Genomic DNA, 26,788 nt, shown 5'->3' with positions numbered 1-26,788 from the left:
ATATTCGTGAGAAATATCAAGACTCTATTCCGGATGTTATTCACAATTTTGCAGTACAATTTTAAACTGTAATCGTGAAAAAAACATCAAAATTTTTAGCCTTACTATTATTAACTATTACGCCGGTATTGGCGCAAACAAAAAAAGCTAAACAATTGGAAATTAGAGTAATTAATCCGTGGGAATGGCAGAATGAACGTAGTTACGTGCAAGCTGTTGAAGTAAAAAATCCAGAAGGAACATTGTATGTTTCCGGTCAGACGGCAATAAGTGCGGATGGAATTTCAAGTGATGAAAACATGGAATCCCAAATAATTCTGGCTCTAAAAAATCTGGAAGAAGTAATCACCAAAGCCGGTTACGAATGTAAAGGAATTGTGAGACTAAACATCTACACGACTTCTACAGCTGAACTTTGGCCGCACTTTGCTATTATTCAGGATTGGGTAGCCAAACACGGTATTAAACAAGCCACTACTCTATTGGAGGTAAAAAGCCTTTTTGAAACACTGAAGGTTGAACTGGAGGCTACGGTTGTAAAATAACTGATCCAAATTAACAAGATAAGCCGTTTTTTCTTACTTAAGAAAAAACGGCTTATTTGTATAAAAAATATTTTTGATCTCCTTTTCTAATTAGTACACTACTAATATTGTTCTTCAAAAATCCGGAAGGATCTTATTTTACAGCTGTTTTTCAAAATAAAATAGAAAACAAAAGCTATTCTATTCTACCCTTAAACAAAAGAAATTCAAACTGTTAGGTCATTAAAAAATAAGTTTCACAGGAAAATATTTAACTTTTTTGAATTATATTTCAAACTAAAAAGTCAATTATAACGTAATTATCAGAAACGATAGTCTTGTAATGAGATAAATTCAATTCACTATTACGTTTTTGGAAAAATATTGAATTTTATCTTATTCCTGATTATCGTTATTTATTAAATTTAAGAAGATTTAACTGTGGACAAAATTAATGTACAAAGATTAAAAAAGACTTTGGCTTATCTGGAAAGCAAACAACGCGAATTAAAAAGAAATCATGAAAACGATACCAGAACTATTGAATCAATGATAAAATTTCTAAAAAAAGATATGCTCGAACAATTTAAACTATCGCATTATGACATCTACATTAAGAATGAAATACACAATACCGAAACTTTTATTCAAAGTGTGCAAAGCATTATAGATAGCAATTCTCATTAAAAATTAATGAGAATTACTTTTTTTAAAATTATGCATTTTGCGTTATTTTATTAAATTCTTCCAGAGATTTATTAGGATCTGCCGTTGCATATTCGTTTTCGGGTTCCGGAATTACATGAATTTTTGAATCACTTAAAGATACAATTGCAGAACAAACGTATACTCCTATTTTGCCTTCGCTATATTTAAAATCCAATAACGTTAACTTGACTATTTCGTTGATAGAAAGCTCATAATAATTTCCGTAGCGGATAATTTTAAAATAAATTTCTTTGTTTTCTACTATCTCAAATTGATTGGTTTGAATGTTTTCAAAAACAAAATTATTCTTTACATCCTTTTCATTAAATCCCCATGCCCTAAATTGCACAAAGCCATTTACAAAATCAATTGATATATAATAGGCTGTTCCCTGCTCATCACATTCGATAACAAAACCTGTTTTTCCCATTCCTTCAACAGCCAGTGTACCTTCCCAAACAAAGTTTTCCGAAGGTTTTTCAAAACAAAAAACTTCATAACCACTTCTGCAGCCAATTCGCCATTTATTTTCATTTTCCACAACAAAATTAGCCGATGGGTTTCCCAAAATTGGAACAGGAATTGGTAAGTTTCTCTGATAAATTGTTCTTTGATAAAGCGTTCTCCAATGGTGATATGTTTTTAATAATAATCTGCCGTTACTGTCAACATCTAATTGTTTTGGTGGCGGAATAACGCGAAGTGTGTTGACATTCCCGCCAACAAAGTAAAAGTTATAAATCAAATAATAATCTCCTTCTTTTACAATTCGTGCTGCATAATTGCCTTGTGGCATTAATACATTGTTATGAAAAGCGTGGTATTCTCCTTTAAAATCCGGAGAGAACCAATAACGAACTTTTATATCTTCGCGAATCGAACCTAATAAATAGTGCATTCCTTTTATTTCGACCACACAAGGACATTCAATATCATCATAAACATAGGCTACATGCAGCGGTTTTTGAAGAACAAAACCTTTCTCTCCTCTTTTTGCCACACCAATGCAACCTCTTCTGTATGTTGGTCCTACTGCGCTGCGGGCACAAATTAATAAATAGTCTTCTCCTTCAAACTGGTATTTAAAAGGATCTCTGAAGCTGAGCCATTCCCGCGGGTTATTATCCCTGCTTTCATAATAAGGCGCATTACTTCTAAGCGGCAAACCATATTGATTATCTTTTGTCCAGTGAATTAGATCTGGAGAAACTGCACGCCCTACCTTTTGCGTAATTCCTTTGTCCTGACGTTTTAAGCCTGTATAATACATTTCGTAACCTTCTCCTTCAGAGTTTTTACTAACATGCATTGTCCAAAGCATATCATCATCCCATTCTCCGGGATCTCCCACGAACAAAGCGTTTTTTACTCTTTTCCACGAAAGACCATCTTTTGATACTGCATGTGCAATATAATCGTGATTAGGAATAATTAAATGAAACAAATGATGCACGCCGCTATCATCTATAAATACATCGACATCTCCTATTTCCCAATTACTAAAACCTGAACCTGAATACATATTCTATACTTTTATTTAATTTGCCGAGTGCAGCTGCCATTGTCATTCTTGCGAAATAAGAATCGCCATAAAAAAATCTCCAATCTTTGTTGAATATCATGTGGACAGGGCGCAAACTCAACCATATTTTATTTAATTATTTTGTAATGTTTTAATCCTTCCAAAATACCTTCAGATGCGGAACTTTTTGCCACATAAATACTTTTGGTAGTTTCATATTTGGCTAATTCTAAACTTCTGTTTCCCACGATAATTCCTTTTACAGCGCCTCTGAACATGTCAATATCGTTTCCTGAATCTCCTGCAGCAATTACATTTGTGAGTGGAATCGACCATTTGCGACATAAAAATTTAATCGCATTTCCTTTCGAAGCTCTTTTAGGAATAAAATCAAGAAACTCGCCATGACTTGGGATAATATTTACTTTGTACCATCCTGTGCCTAAAACTTCGATTAGTTGATCGTGATTGTATTTTTCTTTATCATAATAATAAGAGATTTTGTATGGATTTTGGGCTTCTGGTTCTTGTAATCGCAACCACGGAATCTCTTTTAAACGGTTTACAATATCTTCTCTTTTCCAGCGACCGGCTAAAAATTTTGCCCATCCTTTGTCCAGAATATAATCTTTACCATTTGTGTAATAAATTTCGGTCCCAACAGAACAAATAATAAAATCCGGTAAAGGAAATTGTTCTTCTTCCATTACTTTTTTTACCAGCGCCAGGTTTCTTCCGGAGGCGAGTGCAAAAGCCATCTTTTCAGTCCGGTTAATCAAATGTTCCTTTAATTCTTTTAGACCGGGATTATTTAATTTTGGTTCAATAAGTGTTCCGTCTATATCTGAAACAAATAAATGTTCTACCTTTCTTTTAAGTCTTTCGATATTTATGTTAGGATAGTGCTGTTTTTTGATTCCTGAACCGGACGACAGTGATAAATTTTCATTGACCAGTTCAACATATTGGTTAACATGACTTAACCAGCTATAATGTTTTTGAATATTAATTGCTCCGTTATTAGAGTAATATTTCCATTGACTTTCATTGGTTAAGATATTTCGTAAAGCTTTTTTGATTTCATTTTCATTCAACGGATCTACCAATTCTCCGTTCTGGCAAGTAGGAATAATTTCTGATGGTCCACCATTTTTAGTTACCACAACCGGAAGACCGGAACTAGCGGATTCAATTACAGTTAATCCGAAGTTTTCATGTAAAGCTAAATTCACAAAAACACCTCTTTTTTCGGCAGCATAACGATAAATAATCGAAACCTCATTTTCTACGTCATGTTTCTTTGGAATTGCCATTTTTCCGTACAAATCGTACTTATCCATCAAAAGCAAAAGATCTGTCAAAACATCTTTTTCAGATTCCGGCATTTGCGAAATGTCTTTTCTAATTCCGGCAAAAATGACCAAATTAGCAATACTCTGCAGTTCTTTATCCTTACCGTAAACCTCGATTAAGGTGTGAAGATTTTTATGGCGATCAGGTCTTGACAGCGCTAAAATAAATGGTTTGTGTGGATTTATTAAAAACTTCGAAATCGTTTCAGCAACCCAGTATTTCCTTTGCTCCTCTTCCATTTGTTTATCAGAATCCTGTTCTCTGTGATAATAGGGTACAAATTTACTGGTATCAATTCCGGGAGAAATAGCATGGTATTTTCCTAATTCAAAATTTACGTAGGGTTTATAGGTTTCAATTTCCTGCTCTGTAGAAGTGACAATAAATTCAGATAATTCTAATGTTTTTTCTTCTGCGGCAATTCTCTGTGTGAACTTAAATTTCTTTTCGATTTCTTCTTCACTCAAACCGCTTTCAAGTAGTTTATTCTTTTTATGAAAACCTAATGAATGCCCGGTATGAGCAAAAGGGATATTTAAGATGGTCGATAATTCACTGGCGACATATCCGGCGTCTCCGTAATGAGAATGTATCCAATTTGGGAATATATCATGAAGTTTAATATGCTGGACAATTCCATTTACAAAAGTGTCCAAACCGTCCCATAATTGCTCTTTTGGTTTGTATTTTTTTCCTAAAAAAGGAATTCTTCTTATGTCTAATTTTTCATTAATGATTTCGATAGGTACTGCATATTCCGGCGATAGATTTTTGTCATCGATTAACCTTGTAAAAATATGAACATGCTCTACATCTTCATGTTGCGATAAAAACTCGGCAAGTTCATAAACGTATTTAGTTTGTCCTCCATTATCAGCATCTCTACCAATCTCCAGACCCGAACCTTTTAAGAGTCCGTGTATGTTGATTAATGAAATTCGTAATTTTGTCTTCATTGTTTTTATTTGTTAGAATTTTTAAGATACAAAAAATCGGGCAGTCTGACCCAAACTCACAAAAAAAATAACAAGATTCTTAACATTTAAATCCTAAATTGTAAGAAACATAGTCCTCAAAAACGCTAAATGTTGTTATATTTACATTCTTAAACAAATCGATTTTCATCCTTTATCAATAATAATGGTTGTAAATAAAAAAACTAAAAGCGATGTATTTTGATAGGACGTTTTTATATTTGTGACGTGAACATTATCAAAATAAGTAGCTTTATCTAATGTTTTTTCTTCTGCTTAAATGTCCAAAATCAAATATTTTTTTTGCTTTGCGACAATCACGAGAATGTGTTCTGCGTAAAATTTGTTTATAGCAATCGACAATCACAATTTAACGATATTGTATTATATGATTACCAACAATATCCTCTCTGAAAATTTGCAATTAATTATCTCATAACAAACATCTTTTGTTATTAACTTTTATTATATCAAACTAAATAAACATGGAACAGGATTTATTACTAATGGGTGCTAGTGCTTTACGAAAAGCCGCCCTAAATGAGAAAGCAAAAGAGTATATTCTTTCAAATGAAATCTTATTCAAAACAATTAAAAAAGCTGCTGATCGATATATTGGCGGCGAAACATTAGAAGAAACTATTGTCAAGGTCAAGGAACAAAATAAGCAAGGTTTTAAAACTTCTATAGAATTCATGGGCGAAAATACGCTAACTGAAAAAGAAGCGACTGAGGCATCTAATGAATTTATCAGGATAGCGCAAGAGATAAAACAACAACAATTAAACTCGACTTTTTCTCTTGATCTTTCGCATATTGGTTTAGCATTATCAAAAGATTTATGCTTAAACAATTTAGACTTAATATGCCAGGAGGCTGAAAAAGATAATATTGAAGTAACAATCAGTGCAGAAAATATTGAAATAACCGATGCTGTAATTGATGTCTACAAAACAGCTTCTCAAAAATATAAAAATGTTTCCATTACGCTTCAGGCTTATTTACATCGATCAAAAGATGATTTTGAAGATTTAATCCAGCAAAACGGAAGGATAAGAATGGTCAAAGGGGCTTTTGAAACTCCCGAGGGCTTTTCTATTCCAAGAGGAGCAGCACTTGATGAACGCTATTTATATTATGTAGATCAATTATTGTCAAGAAATCATAAATGTGCCATAGCAACGCATCATGATTTAATTCAGAAAGAAGTAGTTGCGATGCTTGAAAAATACAAACCGAGCAAAGAATTATATGAATTTGAAAGTTTATACGGCATTCAGAATGAGCAATTAGCCCAATTAAAAGAGCAAGGTCATCCAACAAAATTATACTTTGTGTATGGTAAAGAATGGTATTTGTATTTGTGCAATAGAATTGCCGAATATCCTTTGAATATTTTTCAGGCTTTGAATGACATTGTCAGTTAATATTTTGTTTCTGAAATAGTTGTATATAAAAAAACCAGTAAAGTTGGCTTTACTGGTTTTTTTATGTTTTAATGAGAATTTCTTCTCCCTGATTATATTAAAAAAAATACCGTTTTAAAAAAACTATGAAATTGTATCTGGTTTTTATACGAATCAGATGTTAATACTTTATTTGATTGGTTTTTAGAATCATAACTTTCTTTAAGATGTGATTTTAAATCCTTAATAATTGTTTTTTTCGTTTTGTAACCGCCCAATACAATCAAATCATTAATTTCTTCTATAAATGGTGTATTGCTATATAAGCGTTTATTAAATAAACATACCAGAATATTTGATCCTTTTTTTTCTAATGCCAAAAAATCGATTAATTCTAATTTATTGTAAACAACAGATATAAAACGATCAAAAGACAAAGTCTCAACTTGACTGTCAACTGCAAAAGAGTTTGTCATAAACTCAAATTCATCCGTCAGTTCTTTACTGAACATTTTTAAGAAATGTCCTTTATCATCATCAACTAAAACTTTTATCTTTTCTATTGCCATATTTTACTCCTTTATGTTATTTTTCAAAAAACCTGCTATTGAAAAACAAGCACAAAAGTATTTTTAAATAAACGCAATTAATGTCATAATAGGACATAAAAACCCCATAATAAGACTTTTATGCTTTAGTTATTAAAGACCAGGAAAATGAAATTGTATAAATTCAGGACTCTTTCCAGCTGAATTAAAGTTTTGGACTTATTTATTAAATCGTCATTTCAGCTGCTGCCCTTCTGTAAATTTTTGGCTCTTTTCTGCTATTTGATCTGTCTTCTATTAAAGTATTTGGCGCTTTTGTTCTAAATGATTCCATTTCCAAATCGCATAAGATCTTGTCATCGAACATTTTACTGATGGCAATAATTTTTCCGTTGAATGCTTTTATATTAAAATATCTTTTATTGGTTTGAGATGTTTTTCTATTAAATTTTGTATTGTCCTGCGAATTGTTTTTTACAGATTCAATCCCTTTTATGCACATAAATTTTCTGGTGTATTCTCCACTACTCAGAATAACTTCGTTATTATTGTTTATAAAATCAAATTGATATTCTCCATTTGCATTTATAGTAATTACAAATTTTTCCATTTTAAAAATTATTTTTTGTGTAACCTTATATTAAATTTCGATTGTAAATCGTAAAAACACTTAATCATTAAAAATGATTTTAAACGTTGTCCCTTTTCCAACCTTGCTTTCTACTGTAACGCTCCCGTTCATGGACTCAATCTGGTTTTTTGTAATGTATAGACCTATACCGTTCGATTTTTCATGATTATGAAATGTCTTGTACATCCCAAATAGCAAATGCCCGTATTTTTCGAGATCAATTCCCAGTCCATTGTCTTTTATGGTCAATACCTTCTTTTCATTTTCCAGGAAAAAATCGAATTCAATTATCAAAAATTTTTCCGGATGCGCATATTTTATTGCATTTGTACATAAATTTTGCAGGACACTTTCGAGATAAGCCGGATTAAAATTAATAGTTGCTTCTGCAGGAATATTGTTTATAATTGTAGCATTATTTCTATGGCTATAAGCGCTAACGATATTGAGAACCCTGCCTAAATAAGCATTTAGGTTCAGCGGTTCAACAATAATTTTATCATTATTCTGAATATTCACTATTTGCGATAAATCTTCTATTGTCTTGTTAAGATCATTAGAAACCGTTCTCAGGTATTTCATCGTTTCGCGCTTGTCAGCGAAATTTTCTTCGAGGTCAATCATGTCCAGAAGCAATTTAAAATTTCCAGCATGCGAGTTTAAATTATGGGATACAATGTGAGAAAAATTCAAAAGCCTGTTATTTTTTTCACTGTAAAACTCCATTTTTTTCATTAGCTCCAACTCTTTCTCTTTTTGAGATGAAACCTCAGTATGCGTTCCTATTATCTTTGATGGTTTGCCATCGATATCACGTTCTATTACTTTCCCTCTGTTTAAAATCCATTTGTATTTATTACCAGATGTAAGTATGCGATGAAAATTTTCGTAGAAAGGTGTTTTATTTTCAAAATGATTATCAAGAGCCTCGCAGTATTTTTTCAGATCATCAGGGTGAACAATTTCTTTCCATTGTTCAGGAGAATTAAAAACTTCGACAGTATCTGATTCTAATATTTTAAAAGATTGTGGTGAATAATAAATAGTATTCGTTTTCATATTCCAATCCCAAATACCTGAAGCCGAAGTTTCCATAACGAACTTAAAACGTTCTTCTGAACTTTGAAACTTTAATTCCTGTTCCTTTAACTCTGTAATATCAGTTACTCTTCCGTACAGTTCAATACTTCCATCATTATTTACTTTTCTTTTTGATGTAATTTTGAACCAGCAAGAACCTTTTTCAGGCAATAATACCCTGAAAATAGTATTCCAGCTTTTCCTTTTTTTAATCGAATCAATCAATGATTGCTTGACTAAGGTCTTATCTTCATGATGAATTTGATTGCAGGCAGAAAGTATTGTATTGGTAAACATATCCTCATGCTGGATTTCAAACATATCATAAGCCGAATTGCTTATAAATGGCATATCGTAATCATTGTGCGCTGAAATCGTTAAAACAAAAAAAGCGTCCTGAATTTCGTCCAATAGTATAGATTTCAATTTATCTACTGTCTTATTTTTTTTGGTTTTATAAAAATCGAATTCCATATCCTCATCTTTTAAAAATAACATTCCTTAATTTCTAAGTATTACAGAATAAGTAAAGGAGAGATTTCTTTATTTTTTTATTAAACCTACTTTTAATAAAATCTCAATCTGGCATATATTCTCTCTCCTTTAAATCATTCTTATAATTCTATCTTTTTCTAAGCTCTAAAAATGATTATTTGTTGATCAGACGGCCACCCTCAAAAAATAAAATTGACCTGCATTGTATAAAGTCCAAAAACACAAACAAAAGCCGTCTGCGACAACAAAAAGATTATTCTTATATCAGGAAAATTTGGCATTAACAGGTAATTAAATATATCTCTTTCTTTAAATTCTTAATTGCTTATTCTTCCTGACGTTACAAAAATACTCTCAATAAAATCAATACTTTATAGAACAATGCACGGAGTTGTGTAGAACTATTTCTACAGAAAATAACTTACAATTCTAAAAATTTATGGCATAAAAAAACAGGAACCTGGCAGATTCCTGTTTTTGATAAATATTCGATAACAAACTGTGCGATAACAGTTAATGCGATAATCAGAGAGAACTATTCGTCATAATAGAGCTGAAAGAACTTTATTAAATCAGCCAGATTGTCAATCTCTAACTTTTCGAAAATCCTGTTTTTATAAGTACTAACGGTTGTTTTTTTTATGTTTAAAAGTTCTAATATTTCCAGATTACCATATCCTTTAATTAATAGCTGTGCTACTTCAATTTCTCTGTTCGATAAAAGATCCAGCGGATTTGTGGGCTTTTTTGAAATATAAGAATCTAAAATTTTGTCTTTTATATTCTGGGTAATATACTTTCCTGATGCAATCATGGTATTGATTGCATTTTTCATTTCATCTTCTGTCGTTTCTTTGTTCAAATATCCCGAAGCACCAGCATTTAAATAGCGCATCGCATAAATATTTTCATCATAAGCCGAAAATATTAATATTTTGACATCGGGCTGAATTGCTTTAATTTCTGAAATGACATTTATGCTATTACCATCAGGAAAATTCACATCCAAAATTAATAAGTTGACTTTTACCTCTTTTAGAATATCAAATGTTTCTTTAAAATTTCCTGCTTTATAAATTGTGGCATTCAAAAATAACTCTTTTATGATCAGAGAAACGCCTTGTCTTACCACGCTGTGGTCATCAGCAACTAAAAAACTATAGTTGTTGGATGTTGATTTCATTTTCATTTGCATAAATTAAAATTGTTGCGGCGCTCTTCCCTTCTTATTACTATTTGATATTGTAAAGTACAAAAATATAAACGTTCTGTTTTGAATTTTAAACCAAACTTATTATAAGATTGAACTTAATCGTTGTGCCTTTACCCTGCTGACTTTGAACACTAATTTCTCCACCAAATAACTCGACTATTTCTTTACATAAATTAAGTCCTAAACCAACTCCAAGATCATTCACTTTTCCTGAAACAGTTCCTTGATAATAGAGTTCGAATATATTCTTTAAATCATTTTCCGCAATACCAATTCCGTTGTCCTGAATTTCAACATTTAGATTAATTTTTTTACCTGAAATCTTATCAGGATCAATCGTAATTGCTATCAATCCGTCTTTTGTAAACTTATTGGCATTACCAATAATATTATAAAAAAGCTGGTGTATTTTTGTAGGATCTGAATAAACTTCAAGATCTGAAACCAAATTAGAACGAAACTCAATTTTATTGCCTTTACTTTCTACCAATGAAGTCATCGCGTAAATGATCTGATTGATTTCTTCGTTTAAATGGAAGTTTTTGTTGTTTAATTTTGGTAAATAATTTTCATCTTTAGAATATTCCAATATCTGATTTGCCAAAAGAAGCAACGAGTTTGTGGTAAACTGAATCGATTTAAAAGTATCTTTTATCTCAGGATCTTTTATCGATGAACTTATCATTTTGCTGTAAATAGAGATGATACTAAGCGGCGATCTAATTTCATGACTGACCATTCCCATAATCCTATTTTTAAAATTTAAGCTTTCGCGTATTTTAATTTGTGCAATGGTTAGTCTTTTCTCATATTGAAAAGCCATTCTGGTAAAACTAAAAAGTACAATCGATATAATAAACATCAATATTATCAGGACTGCAATAGTGTAACTTCTCACTATTTTATTAGAATTGTATTGATTCTGCAACTGTTTTTGGGTGTCGTCTTGCAGCGTGTTCAACGATTTGTTATAATGAGGCATTATCTCTGCTTCTAAATTCAGCAGTTTATTATTAAGCTCCGTTAATTTTGAATCCTGATCCTTTAAACTTGCAAATGACTTTTTTAAATTCTGAAATTGATTTTCGTAGTAATTATTGGTAGTTTTAAACAAATTTGCAAATTGATCTTCGATGCTTCCGGATACCATTTTATCATTGTATTTCATGGTAACCGTAATCTTAAGCTGTTCTTTTTGCACATCCATTTTTCCGGCCAAAGCATTACCTAATCTTGTAAATAATCCTTTTTTTGACACACTGTCAACTTGTATATAAGAATCCGTTTTAATACTATCCAAAATCTTTTTATATTCAAATTTATTGAGTTTGAAAGATTTCGAAGTGTTATTTTTAGACGGATTAATCTGGGTTTCGATAATAGAATCAATATCTGCTTTTAAGGATTCAATGGTATATGCTGATCGATTCTTTTCCATCAGAATCTTCATAAATGCCTTATTATCTGTAGTAATCAAACTCAGGCTGTCTACCAAACGGCTTATTTCGTTTAATGAAACATTGTATTTGTCTAGTGAAGCCTGATCTTTTTGACTTTTATAAGCATTAAAATTCTTTTGAGAATCAATAAATGAATGATTTATTCTACCCGTATATTGCGATATTTTATTCAAAGAAGTCATAGAATCCAAAGCCTTAGACATTTCAGATTCATTTGATGTTTCATTGTACCAAATAATTACAACTATTAACTGCAACAAAATAACAAAAGCTATTAGCGAGTAATGAATTATTTTTCTGTGTTTGAATTTTAGTTTCAATAAACTAAATGTATCATTCAATAAATGCTTTCTAATCAAAATTTATATTTTTAAAATGATAAAAAAATAATGAGTAAAGAAGAAAATCAATAACTCATTCAATTGTTTTAATTAGGTATCTGAAGTATTATCATGAATGATGTACTACATTTTGAATAAATATTATTTATTGGATTTCAATCAGTATTACTGATTAAAATCTAATGCCGGTAAAAGTTGTTGTTCGCTTAAAAATAAACCTGGCTTAAATAAAAACAGCAAAGCTTATCCGGCAGCAAAATCAGCACTAATTATAACGGCAACAAATATTTAAAAGAGACTTGGGGATTCTTTTAATTCATTAAATATGCTATAAACAATTTACATATTTTCAATTATATTTTGAATATATATTTATTTTTATGCTTTTAATTAGTTGCAAAAGTAGCTTGCTCAGGATTAACATTGTGTAGAACAATATAAAACCGCATGTAGAACTTGTTCTACAAATAAAATACTCTTTTTACGATTAAAATTTTCTAAAATATAAATACAATTCAAGTGCAAAAATAGCTAAGTTCCTTTACAAAACAACCAGATAACAATTTAATATAATGATACTGCACAACGGGGCAGCATATTAATTTTGCTCTATTATTTATTTTCTCTAAATTCGGCTGTATTTACAAAAGAAAATCCTGCTCTACATTTCAGCAAAAACTAAAAAAGAACTCAAATCATTTACCTTAATACTATTATAGTTAATGTCTACTTTATATCAAAGCCCAAGAATAATTATTCGAGAATTTTTACCACACGAACAACAGACATTTTTAAATCTTTTTAAAGATGATCAGGTTACACAATACCTTCCTGAGGCTTCGCCAGAAAGATATGCTGAGATGTTTAATGAGTTGCTGGAGAATTATGAAAAGAAAAAACTTAGTCGATGGGCGATTTTCGATACTACAAATAATAATTTTATAGGAATGTGCGTTGCCCGTGTTTTTGTACCCAATACAAGCCAAATAGAAATTGGATATGTACTCAGCAGGCAATATTGGGGAAAAGGTATTGCGACAGAGGTTTGTAAAGCTCTAACTCAATATAGTTTTGCCCATACAAATACGAATGAAGTCGTAGCGATAACTGATCTCAACAATAGTGGATCACAAAATGTATTGCAAAAAGCAGGATTTGAACGATTGAATAATTTAATAAGAGATGAGGAAGAAATAGCTTATTTTAAGATAGAAAGATTGTTGTAGGTTATTCTTTTAATTTAAAATTAAGTGATTTATCTTTCCTATTAACCATTTATGATAATTTATAAAAAGTCAGGAGACTTTTATCAAGTTTACAACTGACAAGAAAACAAAAAAATTGCGCAAAGTCAGAGACATTTGCGCAGCTTTTTATTAAAATCTTCAGGACTGGGAATTCTACCCATCTAAAGACCCCACATTTCCGGTTCTCTTTAGTACTCCCCAACTCTGGCTTTCTCCTTTTATCGCTCTTCTGATTGCTCTGAATAATATCACATACATTAACTGACGGTAGACAAATCGTTGCGGAATCAACCAAAAAAGTTTACTTAATTTTTCCTTTTCAAAAATAAAGGCAATTACGCTTACCAGCATATCTACCAACATAAATACAAGGTAATAGATTCCAATTTTATGAAGACTGTCTGTATTGTTATGATTCCAAATTAAACTGATTATTAGAATTAAATCTGCCAATGGAGCAAAAATTGGAAGCACAATCTGAAAAATTAATACGTTAGGCAATGACACCATTCCGAGTCCTTTGTATTTTGGATTAAAACAGGCGTCACGATTTTTCCAGAATGCCTGCATAATACCATAACTCCAACGGAAACGCTGTTTCATGAATTCATTCAAAGTTTCAGGTGCTTCTGTAACGGCAACGGCTTCGACACAATTAACGATTCGGTAGTTGTTTCGTAGAATTCTTATCGTCAAATCACAATCTTCAGCAAGAGTATCAGTTGTAAAACCTCCTGCTATTTCGATCGCTTCTTTTCTGAAAGCGCCAATAGCTCCCGGCACCACCGTGATTCCGTTAATCAAATCAAAAGCCCTTCTGTCAAAATTTTGAGCTGTAGTATATTCGATACTTTGCCATTTGGCAAGCATGGTATTTTCGTTTCCTACTTTTACATTTCCGGCAACGGCACCTACTACCTGATTGTTTTTAAACTGTAGGGTAAAACACTTCATTAATTGCGAAAGTGCATCTGTTTTTAATTGGGTGTCTGCATCAATACAAACTACAAAATCATTCTGAGTTATCGCAATTCCGTGGTTAAGTGCTGAGGCTTTACCTCCATTTACTTTGGTATGCACTTTTACAATATCATGATTTTTAAACGCTGTATCTACCTGACTGAATGTAGTGTCTTTTGAGCCATCATCGACAAAAATAATATCAAAGTTAGGATAATCCTGTCGTAGCAAGTTATGAAGTGTTTTTACGGCATTTACCTCTTCATTATAAGCAGGTACAATGATACTTACTTTTGGGTAACGTTCTCCTGCTATAGTATAACTTAACGGATATTTGTAATCTTTCCATTTTTTCAGGAAAACCATAATTGCCATTAATAAAATACGGATGAATCCTAAAAAAATAGCAATCCAGAAAAGGGCTGTAATAAAATTACCAAACCAATATCCAAGATCAAAAATGATGTTATCAAGGGTTACCAAATTTCCTTTTGCCTTTGGCATAATTTCATCTTTAGTCTTTCCTAATAACTTAGAAACGGTTGTAAACTGAATTCCTTTGTCTTTAAAATATTTTATGATTCTGGGCAAAGCTTCTACAGTTGCCTGTCTGTTGCCACCGGCATCATGAAGCAGAATAATTCCTTTAGTCGGATCAGCTTCATATCCTCTAATTACCCTGTTATAAATACTGTCAGCAACAACGCCTTTTTCCCAATCGTTAGGGTCGATACTTTCTCCTACAGTATAATAGTTTTGCAATTTACTTAATGCAACAGGTCGCAGCTCTGCTTCTGTTGTTGGCTCAGCATCAGCATTATAAGGCGCTCTAAAAAGTACGGTACTTCTTCCCGTAACCGCTTCGATCAATAATCGGGTCGTTTCCATTTCGGCAGAAGCTCTTTCTTTACTTACCACTGCGATATTAGGATGTGTAAAAGTATGATTTCCTATCTCATGCCCTTCTGTATAAATTCTCTGCAGAAGCGGGATATTGTTTTCTCCCTGAAGTCCGACTACAAAAAATGCGGCATGAATTTTTTCACGCTTTAATATATCTAAAATTTGTGGCGTATAAGTAGGATCAGGACCATCATCAAAAGTTAGAATAACCTCTTTATGTACATTCCCAAATTTGCTTATAACATATTTTGTAGGCAGTTCTACATATTTTTGTTCTGTAATAATTGATTCATTTGGATCTGTCTGCAGATTAATTTTTCCCGGCTGAGGATCCGTAAGCACATTCAGAATTTCTCCTTCACCGATATAATCAGGCGTCGAGAAACTCATATGCACTTTCTCTAATGTTTTAAAATCAAATGGGGTTTTGGCTATGCTTTTATTCGTCAGGCTTCTGTTATAATAATGCCATAACCTGCTGTCTTCACTACCTAATCGCCATAATGCGGTTCCGGCAGTACCATATTCATCTGCAAACCTGATGGTATTAAAATTAGTTGCGGCATCAGTAAAATAAACCTGATGTTTATTCCCTCTTCCGTCAGTATAATTAAACGAGTTATTATAACTGTTATCATTAAAGGTAATTTTCGCACCATATTGTTTGGCCAGCGATAATGCCTCGTCGTATGTAACGGTTACAGCTTCTTTATTTTTTTCCCAATCATAACCATAACCCGCAAAACAGAGAATAATTTTATTAGACGGAATCTCTTTTGCAACCTGATCCAGAATTCTTTCTGTCCATTTTTGACTGCTTATTGCTCCCGGCACACTACCGCTATAATGTTCGTCATATGCCATTAAAAACATATAATCATTATATTGAGATAATGCCTTTATATTAAAATCATCATCATTGGCCATGATATCCTGGGTAACAAGAAATCCCATGGGATGCAATTTTTCATAAAGTTCTTTTTGAAAAGCAATTATAGGCTCGTCGCTATTTTCTTTAAATTCCTCAAAATCAATATTAATTCCCTGAAGATTATATTTTTTAAGATTTTTAACGATATCGTTAATCAGTCTTTCTTTCTTTACGTTGTCATGCAATATTCTATGAACCATATCACCGTCAAACTCTCCTTCGCCTTTAGATTCATTGATATTATTTATAAGAGGAACTATTTTTATTCCTGCTTTTTTCATGACTTTCAAAGCTGCCGTATCAATTTCTACCCGCAGTAAATCTGTTTTTGGATCTAAAAAAAACCATTCCGGAATTACCATATTGAGTTTACCAATATTCTTTTGAAGTGAAAAGAAACTTTGCGGATCCCAATCAACATAAAAAGCAGCACGAATTTCCGGAAAATCAATTCCTACACTTTGCTTTTTTAGTTTTTCCATTTTTGATTTTGATCTCAAAAAACTATTAAAACCTTTGTATTTTATCAGTTCCTTCGCAGTAAGTTCTACTGGTGTACTTGGATTTACCAGTTTTTGTGTCGAAGTATCGTTCCCTAATATTGGCAATGAAGGTTTTAATCCTCTCTGGAGCGTAATAATAAAAACCGGAATCATCATTAAGAGGAGAAAAATAATCAATCTGGTTGACCATTGAAAAGTTCTCCAACGCAATTTAGTTTGCGTTTGAAATACTTGTTTTTTATTGTCCATAATTTTAATTAAATACTGTATAAATTTAAGTCAAAAATCTGATTTAATTCAATTTAGACTTCTATAATGATCTGTTTATTAATCGTAGAAAAATCGCTCCTTTTTCAATTCATTGTTATTATCTTTTATAATTTGAGTTATAAACGAAATACAAGATCGTCTTCAAAAAAGTCTAAAGCTTCAATTAATCCGGTAAATATCTTACTTTTTTTTAATCTTTAATCAATAAAATTACTTTCTCTATTAATTTATATAGTATTTTTATATCAAAGCAAATAAGTGATATTACGATGACAGAAACAAAAAACACCAATAGCACTTTAAGTTTACTCAAAAAAAAAGCGCTGACTTTCTTCTCTAAAAACGGAAAATTATCAGGCCAGGTTATTTTGACATTTTTTTTTATTTTTGTCGGTATTTGGTTCATCAAAGAAGAACATAACGAACTTTATCAAATAAAAAACAGTATTGCCGAAGCCCAGCCACAATGGGTCATTATCGCTTTTCTGGTAACCTTTATATACATTTTTTTACAAGGATTAATGTACGTCGTTTCATTTGCTGCCATTGGTGCAAAAATCACCTGGAAAGATGCAAATATCTTATTCTTAAAGCGCAATTTTATAAGTGTATTTATTCCTGCCGGAGGCATTACCTCTCTGTTCTTTTTTACGGATACGCTGTTAAAAAAAGGAACTACAAAAACAGATGTTCATTTAGCATCAGCGATTTACGGCTTTGTAGGTATCGTATCGGTAATCCTGCTGGCAATACCACTTTTTCTTTTTTCATTATTAGAAGGAAGTGTTAGTGCCAATGAATGGATTGTTTTGGGTCTTGTAATCGTTATTATTCCTTTACTGGTACTTTCGTTTAATTCTTTAATTCAGAAAGGAAAACTGTATAGATTACTCTTAAAAAGTTTCCCTAAAATTGAACCTTTTATAATTGATTTACAAGAACATAAAATAAATAGAACTAAATTTTTAAAGATCGTATTATGCTCTTTGATTATTGATATTATTGGTATTGTACATATTTATATTGCCATGAAAGCGCTTCAATTCGAACCATCACTTTTTGCTGCGGCAATGGCGTATGTTGTTGCTGTTATTTTTTTAATAATCTCTCCATTTTTAAGAGGTTTAGGCGCTGTCGAAGTTTCTATGGGATACCTGTTAATACAATATGGTTTTAGTAATATGGAAGCCGTTGCCTTAACACTTTTTTATCGTGTTTTCGAATTTTGGCTTCCTCTGTTTGCCGGCGTTATTTTATTTATTTCAAAGATTCAAAAACTGCTTCTTCGTGTTGTGCCTGCTTTGCTTCTACTGGTTCTTGGTATTATTAATATCATATCTGTTTTGACGCCTGCAATAAATAGCCGACTTATTCTCCTTAAAGATTTCCTGCCTCTTGAAGCAATACATGCATCAAATTATCTTGTATTGACCACCGGATTATTTTTATTGGTAACAGCAGCTTTTATGCTAAAAGGACTTCGAATGACTTGGTGGTTTGCCCTGATTTTATCTGTGATTTCTATAATAGGTAATCTTACCAAAGCCATAGATTTTGAAGAATCGACCGTTGCTTTTCTGGTTCTTTGTGTTCTAATCGCAACCAGAAAAGAATATTACGTCAAGACCAATCCAAGGCTTGGTATTATAGGTTTGCAAACCTCATTGTTAAGTATTCTGGCGGTTTTGATTTATGGTGTATTAGGGTTTTATTTCTTTGATAAAAAGCACTTTAATATCGATTTTAGTTTAAGTGAATCTATCCGTTATACGTTTCAGAATTATTTTCTGTTTGGGAGTGACAATCTTCATCCAACGGGAACTTTTGCCGAGCACTTTTTACTCTCTCTCAAAATTAGCGGATTCCTTTCTTTCGGTTTTCTAATTTATACACTGGTAAAGCCTTCCATAATAAAGAATACGGTTAGTCCGCAAGAAAAAGAAATTGCGACTGAATTGGTTAACAGCTACGGAAACTCAAGCCTGGATTATTTTAAAACGTATTTCGATAAATTGATTTTTATTTCTAAAAGTAAAAATGCCTTTATTTCTTATCGATTGTCCGGAAATTTTGCAGTTGTTTTAGAAAATCCTGTTGGCAGTAATACTCAGGAAACCTCCCTTTGCATCACAGAATTTGACCAGTTTTGCTATGAATTTGGATTAAGAAGCATTTATTATCGTATACCTGAAGCAAATTTAAAAACGTATACTGAATTGGGTAAAAAATATTTTTTCCTCGGGCAGGCAGCTGTTGTTGATCTGCGGGAATTTCATCTCGAGGGTCAGAATAGAAAATCACTCCGCAATTCCCTGAAAAAAATTAGTGATCTTGGTTTACAGCCCATTATTAACCAGCCCCCTATAAAGGATGGTTTACTGCAGCAAATTAAAGCTGTAAGCGACCAATGGCTTGAAGAAACTTCGAGAAAAGAGTTGCTTTTTTCTCAGGGTATTTTTTTATGGGAAGAACTAAAAAATCAAACCATTATTACTGTTCAAAATAGTGAAGGTAAAATTCTTGCTTTCTTAAATATAATTCCGGATTATGCAAAAAATGAAGGCACGTATGATTTGATCCGCAAAACAAATGATGCTCCTAATGGAATTATCGATTTTATGATGGTGGCACTTTTTGATTATCTTAAATCGAAAGATATTATTTATGCAGATCTTGGTCTGGCACCAATGAGCGGAATCGAAAACCCGCAAACCATACAGGAAAAATCAATGAAATATGCATATGAAAAAGTCAAATCATTTTCGCATTATAAGGGTCTTCGGGATTTTAAGGATAAATTCTCTCCTTCCTGGCACAATCAATATATTGTTTTTACTGATGATTATGACCTAATCCAGATTCCGCGAATTTTGACAAAAGTGATAAAGCCTTAGGTTACAAAATTAGCTACTCCTATACCCTATAGCGAATAGCAAAAGTGTTTTACCCGGTTTGTCAATTTCGACAGAGGAGAAATCACACAAGAGACTCCGTCATAAAAGTCGCTAATCTTTGTCGATTATCGAGTGTGATTTCTCCCTTCGGTCGAAATGACAAACTTTGCGGATAAACTTTGTTATAGACCTTTGTTGTAAACCTTTGTGACAATCTTTAGTGATATACTTTGGCGACATCCTTTGTACTATTCCGGAAGTAGATCATCTAAATCAGATGTTTTATAGAATTTAAGATCATTAAGTTTCATGTATTTACAGATGAACTCTAAGGTTTCTATTTTTGTCTGATAATTTTCGGTTACGTTTTTAACGGGTTTGTGTCCACATAAAAGCAAAATTTTATTGTGCTTTTTGGCGTAATCCAATAATTCTAAAACATACGGAATACTAAAATGAATGTGGCTGTTATCGATATCAAAGGCAAATACAATTTTTGAATTATTAAAAAAACTGTCTTGTTTCTCCGGAGCTTCACCACCAAAAGCTCTTCCTCTTATTATTTTATAATCATCAGATAAAGCTTTATCAAGGGCATCAGATCTTTCTCCGTAAGGATATGCAAAAGTACTTACATTAAATCCCAACCTTTTCATTGAAATGATCATAGGATCAATTTCCTGCTTCATATATTCGTCTATGCCATTTTTCTGAACGAACTTAACAGCATTGTAATGATGATATCCATGTGCAGCAATTTCATGGCCTTCTTTTTGCATTTCGAGCAGTTTTTTAATCTGTGGCGCTCCAATAGAATCTATTCTGCAAACATTAAAGGTAGCTTTCCATCCGTATTTTTTCAAAGCCTGATCAGCTTCATACCATTCATCGACATAAACATCATCAAAAGATAAAATCACACCTGCTTTATATGGTTTAGGATCAGCCTTTTGCTTTTTGGTTTCACAGGAAAAAATAGTAAAGAACATTAAAAGTAATAGTACTTTAGTAAAAAATAGCTTCATAAATGTAATTAAAATAAATGTTCTCTTAAAAATTAAAATGAAAGATACATATTTCTTCATTACTACAAAGAATGAAATCGTAAATTAATTCTAATATATTTACTTACTTTTAAAAAATTCAATTAATCTGTTCGTAAACCATTTCGGATTATCCTCTCCCAAAGCGTGTCCGCTGTCCGGAACTAAATCAGTTGTTACATTATTGGCTACTTCTCTAATACAATCAAATGTTTGCTTGTAGGGTATGCCTTTTTCTCCATTAATAGCAAGAACAGGAATATTTAATTTTCCTTTAAAATTAGCTCGATTTGTTTTTCCGTCTCCAAGAATCGTTGCGTATTGCATAAATCCTGCTTTCATTGCACCTTGTCTGCTGCAGGCCCAGACCCGCAAGTAACATAATGCAATTTAATTCCGTTTACCTGCGTATACTGATCTGCGAATAAAGTATCAGTAGCAATTTTATTAGAAGCTTTATCTTTTGATTGATAATGCGTTTTGTTATTTGGTTTTTGAGCTTTTGTAATATTAAATGATAGCAGTACTATCAACAAAAACAGTATTTTGTATTTCATTTTGTTTAATTGTAAAGTTTATTATTTTAAAAAAGGATAATCTGTATAGCCTTTTTCGTCGCCGCCAGCGTACATTTTTTCAGGATCAGGTTTATTCAAATCTGCGTTTACACGAAATCTTTCCGGCAAATCAGGATTAGCCAAAAACAAAGCCCCAAACGAAACCAGTTGGGCTTTACCATCTTTAACTATTTGCTCTGCAGTATCACGCGTATAACCTGCATTTATGATCAGTGGCTTATGAATTAAATCTCCAAAAGCTTCGACGACATCTTTAGGATATTGAGCAAATTCATCTATCGGAAACATGGGCTGCATTAAATGCACATAAGCTATTGGTAATTTATTGAGTTCTTTCAGCAAATAAGCATATAATTCTACAGGATTTTCATCAAACATACCATGATAGAGAATACTTGGCGATAATTTTATGCCTGCACGATCTGGTCCTGTGATCGCAATTAATTCTTTCATTACTTCAAGTATAAAACGACTACGGTCTTCTATGCTTCCTCCATACTCATCTGTTCTTTTATTGGATGATTCTGATAAAAACTGATTGGGGAGATAACCAAAGGCTGCGTGCAATTCTACCCCATCAAAACCGGCTTCGAGTGCATTAATTGCTGATTGTTTATAATCTGCTATAACTTGTTTTACTTCTGCATGTGTTAATTCATCAGGCGTTTCAAATTCTGACCATCCAAAACCGGTATAAGCTTTCTGATTTTCTATACGAATTGCAGAAGGTGCTACAGGTCTTTCGCCATTCTTATTCGCAGAATGTGCTGCACGACCGTTATGCCATAATTGCGCGATTATTTTTCCGCCGGCTTCATGAACCGTTTTGGTAATTTCTGTCCAGCCTTTTATATGTTCATTGGTATACAATCCCGGTGTAAAAGGCATCCCAATGGCCTGTTTTGAAATATTCAGACCTTCAGATATAATTAATCCTGCCGAAGCTCTTTGTTGATAATAGAGCGACATTAATGGTACAACATTACCCTCATTATCTGCCCTGCTTCTGGTCATTGGAGCCATGACCATACGGTTTTTTAAGTATATTGCCCCTAATGTAATTGGTTCTAAAAGTTTCATTTTTTTTATAAATATTTAATTGTACGTATTTAAAAACAGCTTTTTAAAATGCTGAAAAATCTCTTTTTATTAAAAAGATCTTGCTAAATTACCTCCATTACTTTACTTTTGCAAGTAGGTACACTTTTGTACACTATAGACATAATATAAAGCAATACGATGGACACAAGGGAGACGAAGAAAAAAGAAATTGAAAAAATTTGCGATATACAAACTGCTCTTGCAATTTTGGGAGGAAAATGGACTTTTTTGATCATTTATACTTTACTCGACGGAAAAAAACGTTTTAAAGAACTCGAACGTTCTGTTACAGGAATCAATACCCGAATGTTGGTTAAGGAACTAAAAAGTCTCGAAGAACATAAAATTCTTATTCGCGAAGCTTTTGCAACAGTTCCTCCCACTGTTGAATATTCATTAACCGAAAAAGGAAAAGATTTAAAAACTACAATAAAGAATTTACATCAATGGACTGAAGATTGGCTGGCAATAGACGGGTCGAAATAATTAATATCTCTTTTCATTCTATTCTTTACTGATTTTTTGCAGGAGGTTCTACTTTTTAATTACTTTTATAGCAACAAATCTAGTCACTGCCAATGATTATCAAGAAAAAGAATACCTGGTTTAAAATGCTTTTTGAATGGAAAGGGTCTGTTTTGCCACAATTGCTTCCCAGGCTTTTGTTATTATTGCTGTTTTCTCTTTTGGTAGTTTATTTTAAACCTTATTTAATAAAATACAATCTGCATATTAATCCGGCTATTTTTACGCTTTTTGGGATTGCTCTTGCTATTTTCCTTGGTTTTAGAAACAGTGTAAGTTATGACCGGTTCTGGGAAGGGAGAAAACTTTGGGGAGCATTACTAAATGATACCAGATCGCTTGCCAGACAAAGTATCACTCTTATTAATGATCCCGCATATGAAGCTAAACGTGATAATTTTACTAATTTATTAATTGCATTTGTATATAGCCTGAAGCATCAGCTTAGGGAAACTGATCCGGAGGAGGACCTGAACCGATTGCTGCCGAAAAATTTTATTGAACAGCTCAAAACGGTACAATATAAACCAATTATTATTTTGAGGCAGTTGGGAATTTGGGTGAAAACTGCTAAATCAGAAAACAAAATAGACAGTGTTACGCAATTGGCTTTTGAAGAAAACCTGAATAAACTCTCCGATATTGTAGGCGGATGCGAAAGAATTGCCAGCACTCCAATTCCTTATACCTATAGTGTCTTGCTGCATAGAACAGTTTATATTTATTGTTTTTTATTATCATTTGGTTTTGTAGAAACAATGGGTTGGATTACTCCTTTTATAATTGTTTTTATTGCATATACTTTTGTTGCGCTTGAGGCAATTGCCGATGAATTAGAAAATCCGTTTGGATTACAGCCTAACGATCTCGCACTGGATACAATGGCTCAAATGATAGAGAACACGCTGTTAGAATTAAACGACAAAAAAGTAAGACCAATACAAAATCAAAATCTCTATTGTATTACTTAATTTATACTATTACACACGCCAATTATTTCAAGTTATGAATAAAGTATTATTAGTCGAAGACGATCCAAGAGTTGCCTCCTTTATAACAAGAGGACTTGAGGAACATCTCTATGAGGTAAAAACAATTACAAAAGGTTTTGATGCCATAAAAGAGGTAATGGAGAATACTTATAATATTATTATTCTCGACATTATGTTGCCTGATATTACGGGATTTGAAGTTTGCGAAGTTTTAAGAAGCCGAAAAATTATTGTGCCAATACTTATTTTAAGTGCGCTTGATACGCCACACGAAAAAGTAAAAGGTTTACAAGCCGGAGCTGATGATTATCTGGCAAAACCTTTTTTGTTCGAGGAATTGCTGGCAAGAATAAATGCGCAGCTTCGCCGTGCTGAATTCAGCACCGGAATTTTAGATTTTCAGTCCTATGCCGGAGTTGAAATTAATATGAAAGAACAAAGTGCTTCCAGGGACGGGAAAGAACTGAATTTGTCTTCGAGGGAATTGAAGCTTTTGATTTTTTTTATGAAAAACCGTGAGAAAGCATTGTCCAGAATTGCAATTGCACAAGCGGTCTGGAATATTGATTTTGATACTACATCAAATACTGTCGATGTTTATATTAATTATTTGCGCAATAAAATAGACAAGAACTTCCCTACCCCTTTAATTCATACTATAAAAGGAACAGGATATATGCTCAAACAAAAGAGTCATGAATCTTAAAAATAAATTAGCGGTCAATTCTACTTTGCTTTTTGCTTTTATAGTCGGGCTTCTTATGGCCGGATCTTTCCTCTTGTTTAGAAGTCATATGAAAGATCTTTATTTTGATAATCTTGAAGATCATGCGATGACTGCCGCACTTTTTTATTTTGAAAAAGATGAAATAAAAGAGATGAACAGCGCCCGTTATCAACAAATTGAACTTCAGTACAAACGAATAAACAATGAGTCTATTCGTATTTACGATGCTAAGACCAACAAAATTTATATAAAAGATACAATTGACTTTCAATTAAGCGATAAGGACTTAGAGAATATCAAAAAAGAAAAACTGTTTACTTTTACGAGAGGTAAAAGACAATTTGTAGCTCTTTTTTATACTGACAATCAGGGAGATTTTATCATTGTAGTTTCAGGAATTGATCGTGCAGGTAATAAACAAGTAGAGATATTGGGCTTAATGTTTATTTTATTTTATCTGGTGGGAATCCCTTTAAATTATCTTTTGGGAACATTTCTGGCAAGACAAACTTTTCGTCCCTTTACGGAAGTTATAGCCAAAGTAAATACGATAACAACAGAAAATCTTCATTCGAGATTAGAAATACCACAAACTAACGGTAAAAATGAAATTAAAGAATTGGCTACCACTTTTAATTATCTTCTGGAAAGACTGGAGAGTGGCATAATGATTCAGAATAATTTCCTGAAAAATGCTTCACACGAATTAAAAACTCCTCTTACTATTATTATTGGTGATATTGATGTCTCACTGCAACAACCCAGAACTAACAAGCAATATGAGGAAATACTAAAATCTTTAAGAAAAGATACTCTGCACCTTAAAGCTACTCTGGAAGGACTTCTTGTATTATCAGGACTTGAATTGTCTGAACCTCAACAAATGGAAACGGTACGAATAGACGAGATATTATGGAATGTTCTGGAAAAGAAAGCCATTGAATATCCTGAATCTAAGGTTTCTGTAGATGTAAATGCTGTTGCTGATCATGAACATTTACTTTCTGTTCACGCCAATAAACACATGCTTTTTATTGCCTTATACAATATATTGGATAATGCTGTTAAATTCTCCTCTCCTGCTCCGGTAGAAGTGTTTGCCCTTTTAAACGAAGGAAAACTTATGATAAAAATTACAGATCAGGGTCCGGGAATTTCAGAAGAGGATAAACAATCTATTTTTGATCTTTTTTTCAGAAGTGATAATACACGCCATATTCAGGGTCAGGGTTTGGGTCTTTACATTACCATGCAAATTCTTAAACTTCATAATATAAATTTGACAGTAGATTCTGAACTCGGAAAAGGCACTTCGTTTTCGTTGGTATTTCCTTAAAGAATTATTTTTTTTTTCTCGCAGATTGTGCAGAACCAAAGTAACCATAATTATTGTCATCCCGAGGAACGAGGGATCTCCGCAAGAAACTCCGCAAGCAAAATCGCTAATCTCTGTCGAGCTGCTTGTGTGATCCCTCGTTGCCATAAGTTTGCGCAATGGCATGCGGATGACACGGATTCGCTAATGCGAAAGCACGGATTGATGCGGATTTTTAATAGTAAATTTTGATTACGCACAATCTTGTCATCCCGAGAAACGAGGGTTCACACTATCCCGAAGCCCAATGTCATTAAGTTAAGCTTTTAAAAATAAAATTATTGCAAACCAAATCCATTTTTATCCGCGTATTTACGAAGTAAATCTATTATATCCGCGTCAAAATTAGACGCTGATTTTACTGATTCGCTAAAGCGAAATCGCTGATAAAAACGGATTTTTCCAATTACTTTCTTGATTAAACTGTAAAGTAATTTTATAGATTTCCCCTGAACTTAATGACATCCCGCTAAAGCTGGACGCT

At 32.5% G+C, this 26,788-nt stretch carries 21 protein-coding genes; 9 read left to right on the top strand and 12 right to left on the bottom strand.

Going from position 1 to position 26,788, the window contains the following annotated elements; translation table 11 throughout:
* Positions 1-155 precede the first annotated feature (155 nt).
* On the top strand, positions 156-545 hold the full coding sequence (locus NJT12_RS11715; protein ID WP_271336140.1) for a RidA family protein: 390 nt from the start codon (positions 156-158) through the stop codon (positions 543-545).
* 420 nt (positions 546-965) lie between these two features.
* Positions 966-1,211: a hypothetical protein gene (locus NJT12_RS11710; RefSeq protein ID WP_271336094.1), complete on the top strand. Its 246-nt coding sequence runs from the start codon at positions 966-968 to the stop codon at positions 1,209-1,211.
* 28 nt (positions 1,212-1,239) lie between these two features.
* Here NJT12_RS11710 and NJT12_RS11705 read toward each other — a convergent pair whose 3' ends face one another.
* Positions 1,240-2,754: a glycoside hydrolase family protein gene (locus tag NJT12_RS11705; protein ID WP_271336093.1), complete on the bottom strand. Its 1,515-nt coding sequence runs from the start codon at positions 2,752-2,754 to the stop codon at positions 1,240-1,242.
* Positions 2,755-2,882: 128 nt separating this feature from the next.
* Positions 2,883-5,063, bottom strand: a complete 2,181-nt coding sequence (locus NJT12_RS11700; RefSeq protein ID WP_271336092.1) for an HAD-IIB family hydrolase — start codon at positions 5,061-5,063, stop codon at positions 2,883-2,885.
* A 503-nt stretch (positions 5,064-5,566) separates the two neighbouring features.
* Here NJT12_RS11700 and NJT12_RS11695 point away from each other — a divergent pair.
* A complete protein-coding gene (locus tag NJT12_RS11695) occupies positions 5,567-6,508 on the top strand; it encodes a proline dehydrogenase family protein (protein ID WP_271336091.1) in 942 nt (313 codons plus the stop codon).
* Between the two features lie 92 nt (positions 6,509-6,600).
* On the opposite strand, the gene NJT12_RS11690 is transcribed toward NJT12_RS11695, so the two are convergent.
* From NJT12_RS11690 to NJT12_RS11670, 5 genes are all read right to left on the bottom strand, one after another.
* Positions 6,601-7,056, bottom strand: coding sequence for a hypothetical protein (locus tag NJT12_RS11690; protein WP_271336090.1), 456 nt, complete (start codon positions 7,054-7,056; stop codon positions 6,601-6,603).
* Between the two features lie 205 nt (positions 7,057-7,261).
* On the bottom strand, positions 7,262-7,645 hold the full coding sequence (locus NJT12_RS11685) for a YegP family protein (RefSeq protein ID WP_271336089.1): 384 nt from the start codon (positions 7,643-7,645) through the stop codon (positions 7,262-7,264).
* A gap of 60 nt (positions 7,646-7,705) precedes the next feature.
* On the bottom strand, positions 7,706-9,220 hold the full coding sequence (locus NJT12_RS11680) for a sensor histidine kinase (protein ID WP_271336088.1): 1,515 nt from the start codon (positions 9,218-9,220) through the stop codon (positions 7,706-7,708).
* Between the two features lie 556 nt (positions 9,221-9,776).
* Positions 9,777-10,430, bottom strand: a complete 654-nt coding sequence (locus NJT12_RS11675; protein WP_271336087.1) for a response regulator transcription factor — start codon at positions 10,428-10,430, stop codon at positions 9,777-9,779.
* Between the two features lie 91 nt (positions 10,431-10,521).
* Positions 10,522-12,273, bottom strand: coding sequence for an ATP-binding protein (locus tag NJT12_RS11670; protein ID WP_271336086.1), 1,752 nt, complete (start codon positions 12,271-12,273; stop codon positions 10,522-10,524).
* Positions 12,274-12,977: 704 nt separating this feature from the next.
* Between NJT12_RS11670 and NJT12_RS11665 the strand changes: the two genes are divergently transcribed.
* Positions 12,978-13,481, top strand: a complete 504-nt coding sequence (locus NJT12_RS11665) for a GNAT family N-acetyltransferase (protein WP_271336085.1) — start codon at positions 12,978-12,980, stop codon at positions 13,479-13,481.
* Positions 13,482-13,655: 174 nt separating this feature from the next.
* Here NJT12_RS11665 and NJT12_RS11660 read toward each other — a convergent pair whose 3' ends face one another.
* Entirely contained in the window at positions 13,656-17,048 is a 3,393-nt protein-coding gene (locus NJT12_RS11660; RefSeq protein WP_271336084.1) for a trifunctional glycoside hydrolase family 18/polysaccharide deacetylase/glycosyltransferase family 2 protein, read from the bottom strand.
* Positions 17,049-17,338: 290 nt separating this feature from the next.
* Between NJT12_RS11660 and NJT12_RS11655 the strand changes: the two genes are divergently transcribed.
* Positions 17,339-19,963 carry a phosphatidylglycerol lysyltransferase domain-containing protein gene (locus NJT12_RS11655; protein WP_271336083.1) on the top strand — a complete coding sequence of 875 codons (2,625 nt, stop codon included), beginning with the start codon at positions 17,339-17,341 and terminating at the stop codon, positions 19,961-19,963.
* Positions 19,964-20,211: 248 nt separating this feature from the next.
* On the opposite strand, the gene NJT12_RS11650 is transcribed toward NJT12_RS11655, so the two are convergent.
* The 4 genes from NJT12_RS11650 to NJT12_RS11635 all read right to left on the bottom strand — a co-directional run bounded on the left by NJT12_RS11650 (position 20,212) and on the right by NJT12_RS11635 (position 22,664).
* Complete coding sequence (locus tag NJT12_RS11650; protein ID WP_271336082.1) at positions 20,212-20,988, bottom strand: polysaccharide deacetylase family protein; 777 nt, start codon at positions 20,986-20,988, stop codon at positions 20,212-20,214.
* A 99-nt stretch (positions 20,989-21,087) separates the two neighbouring features.
* The gene (locus tag NJT12_RS11645) at positions 21,088-21,348 is read right to left on the bottom strand and encodes an alpha/beta fold hydrolase (protein WP_271336081.1); all 261 of its coding nucleotides are present in this window, start codon (positions 21,346-21,348) and stop codon (positions 21,088-21,090) included.
* Positions 21,345-21,563, bottom strand: a complete 219-nt coding sequence (locus NJT12_RS11640; protein WP_271336080.1) for a hypothetical protein — start codon at positions 21,561-21,563, stop codon at positions 21,345-21,347. The genes NJT12_RS11645 and NJT12_RS11640 overlap by 4 nt, the downstream gene beginning before the upstream one ends.
* Positions 21,564-21,584: 21 nt before the next feature.
* Positions 21,585-22,664 (bottom strand): alkene reductase, encoded by a 1,080-nt coding sequence (locus NJT12_RS11635; protein ID WP_271336079.1) that lies wholly within the window; start codon positions 22,662-22,664, stop codon positions 21,585-21,587.
* Positions 22,665-22,823: 159 nt separating this feature from the next.
* Between NJT12_RS11635 and NJT12_RS11630 the strand changes: the two genes are divergently transcribed.
* The 4 genes from NJT12_RS11630 (at position 22,824) to NJT12_RS11615 (ending at position 26,265) form a co-directional block, all read left to right on the top strand.
* Complete coding sequence (locus tag NJT12_RS11630; protein WP_271336078.1) at positions 22,824-23,171, top strand: winged helix-turn-helix transcriptional regulator; 348 nt, start codon at positions 22,824-22,826, stop codon at positions 23,169-23,171.
* Positions 23,172-23,263: 92 nt separating this feature from the next.
* Entirely contained in the window at positions 23,264-24,181 is a 918-nt protein-coding gene (locus tag NJT12_RS11625) for a bestrophin family protein (protein ID WP_271336077.1), read from the top strand.
* 34 nt (positions 24,182-24,215) lie between these two features.
* Complete coding sequence (locus NJT12_RS11620; protein WP_072953911.1) at positions 24,216-24,908, top strand: response regulator transcription factor; 693 nt, start codon at positions 24,216-24,218, stop codon at positions 24,906-24,908.
* Entirely contained in the window at positions 24,898-26,265 is a 1,368-nt protein-coding gene (locus NJT12_RS11615; protein ID WP_271336076.1) for a HAMP domain-containing sensor histidine kinase, read from the top strand. Before NJT12_RS11620 ends, NJT12_RS11615 begins: the two co-directional genes overlap by 11 nt.
* Positions 26,266-26,788 lie beyond the last annotated feature (523 nt).

This window comes from Flavobacterium azizsancarii, from assembly GCF_027980145.1.
Lineage (GTDB): Bacteria > Bacteroidota > Bacteroidia > Flavobacteriales > Flavobacteriaceae > Flavobacterium > Flavobacterium azizsancarii.
Note: the sequence above shows the minus strand (reverse complement) of the source record. Positions and strands in the feature narration are given on the sequence as shown.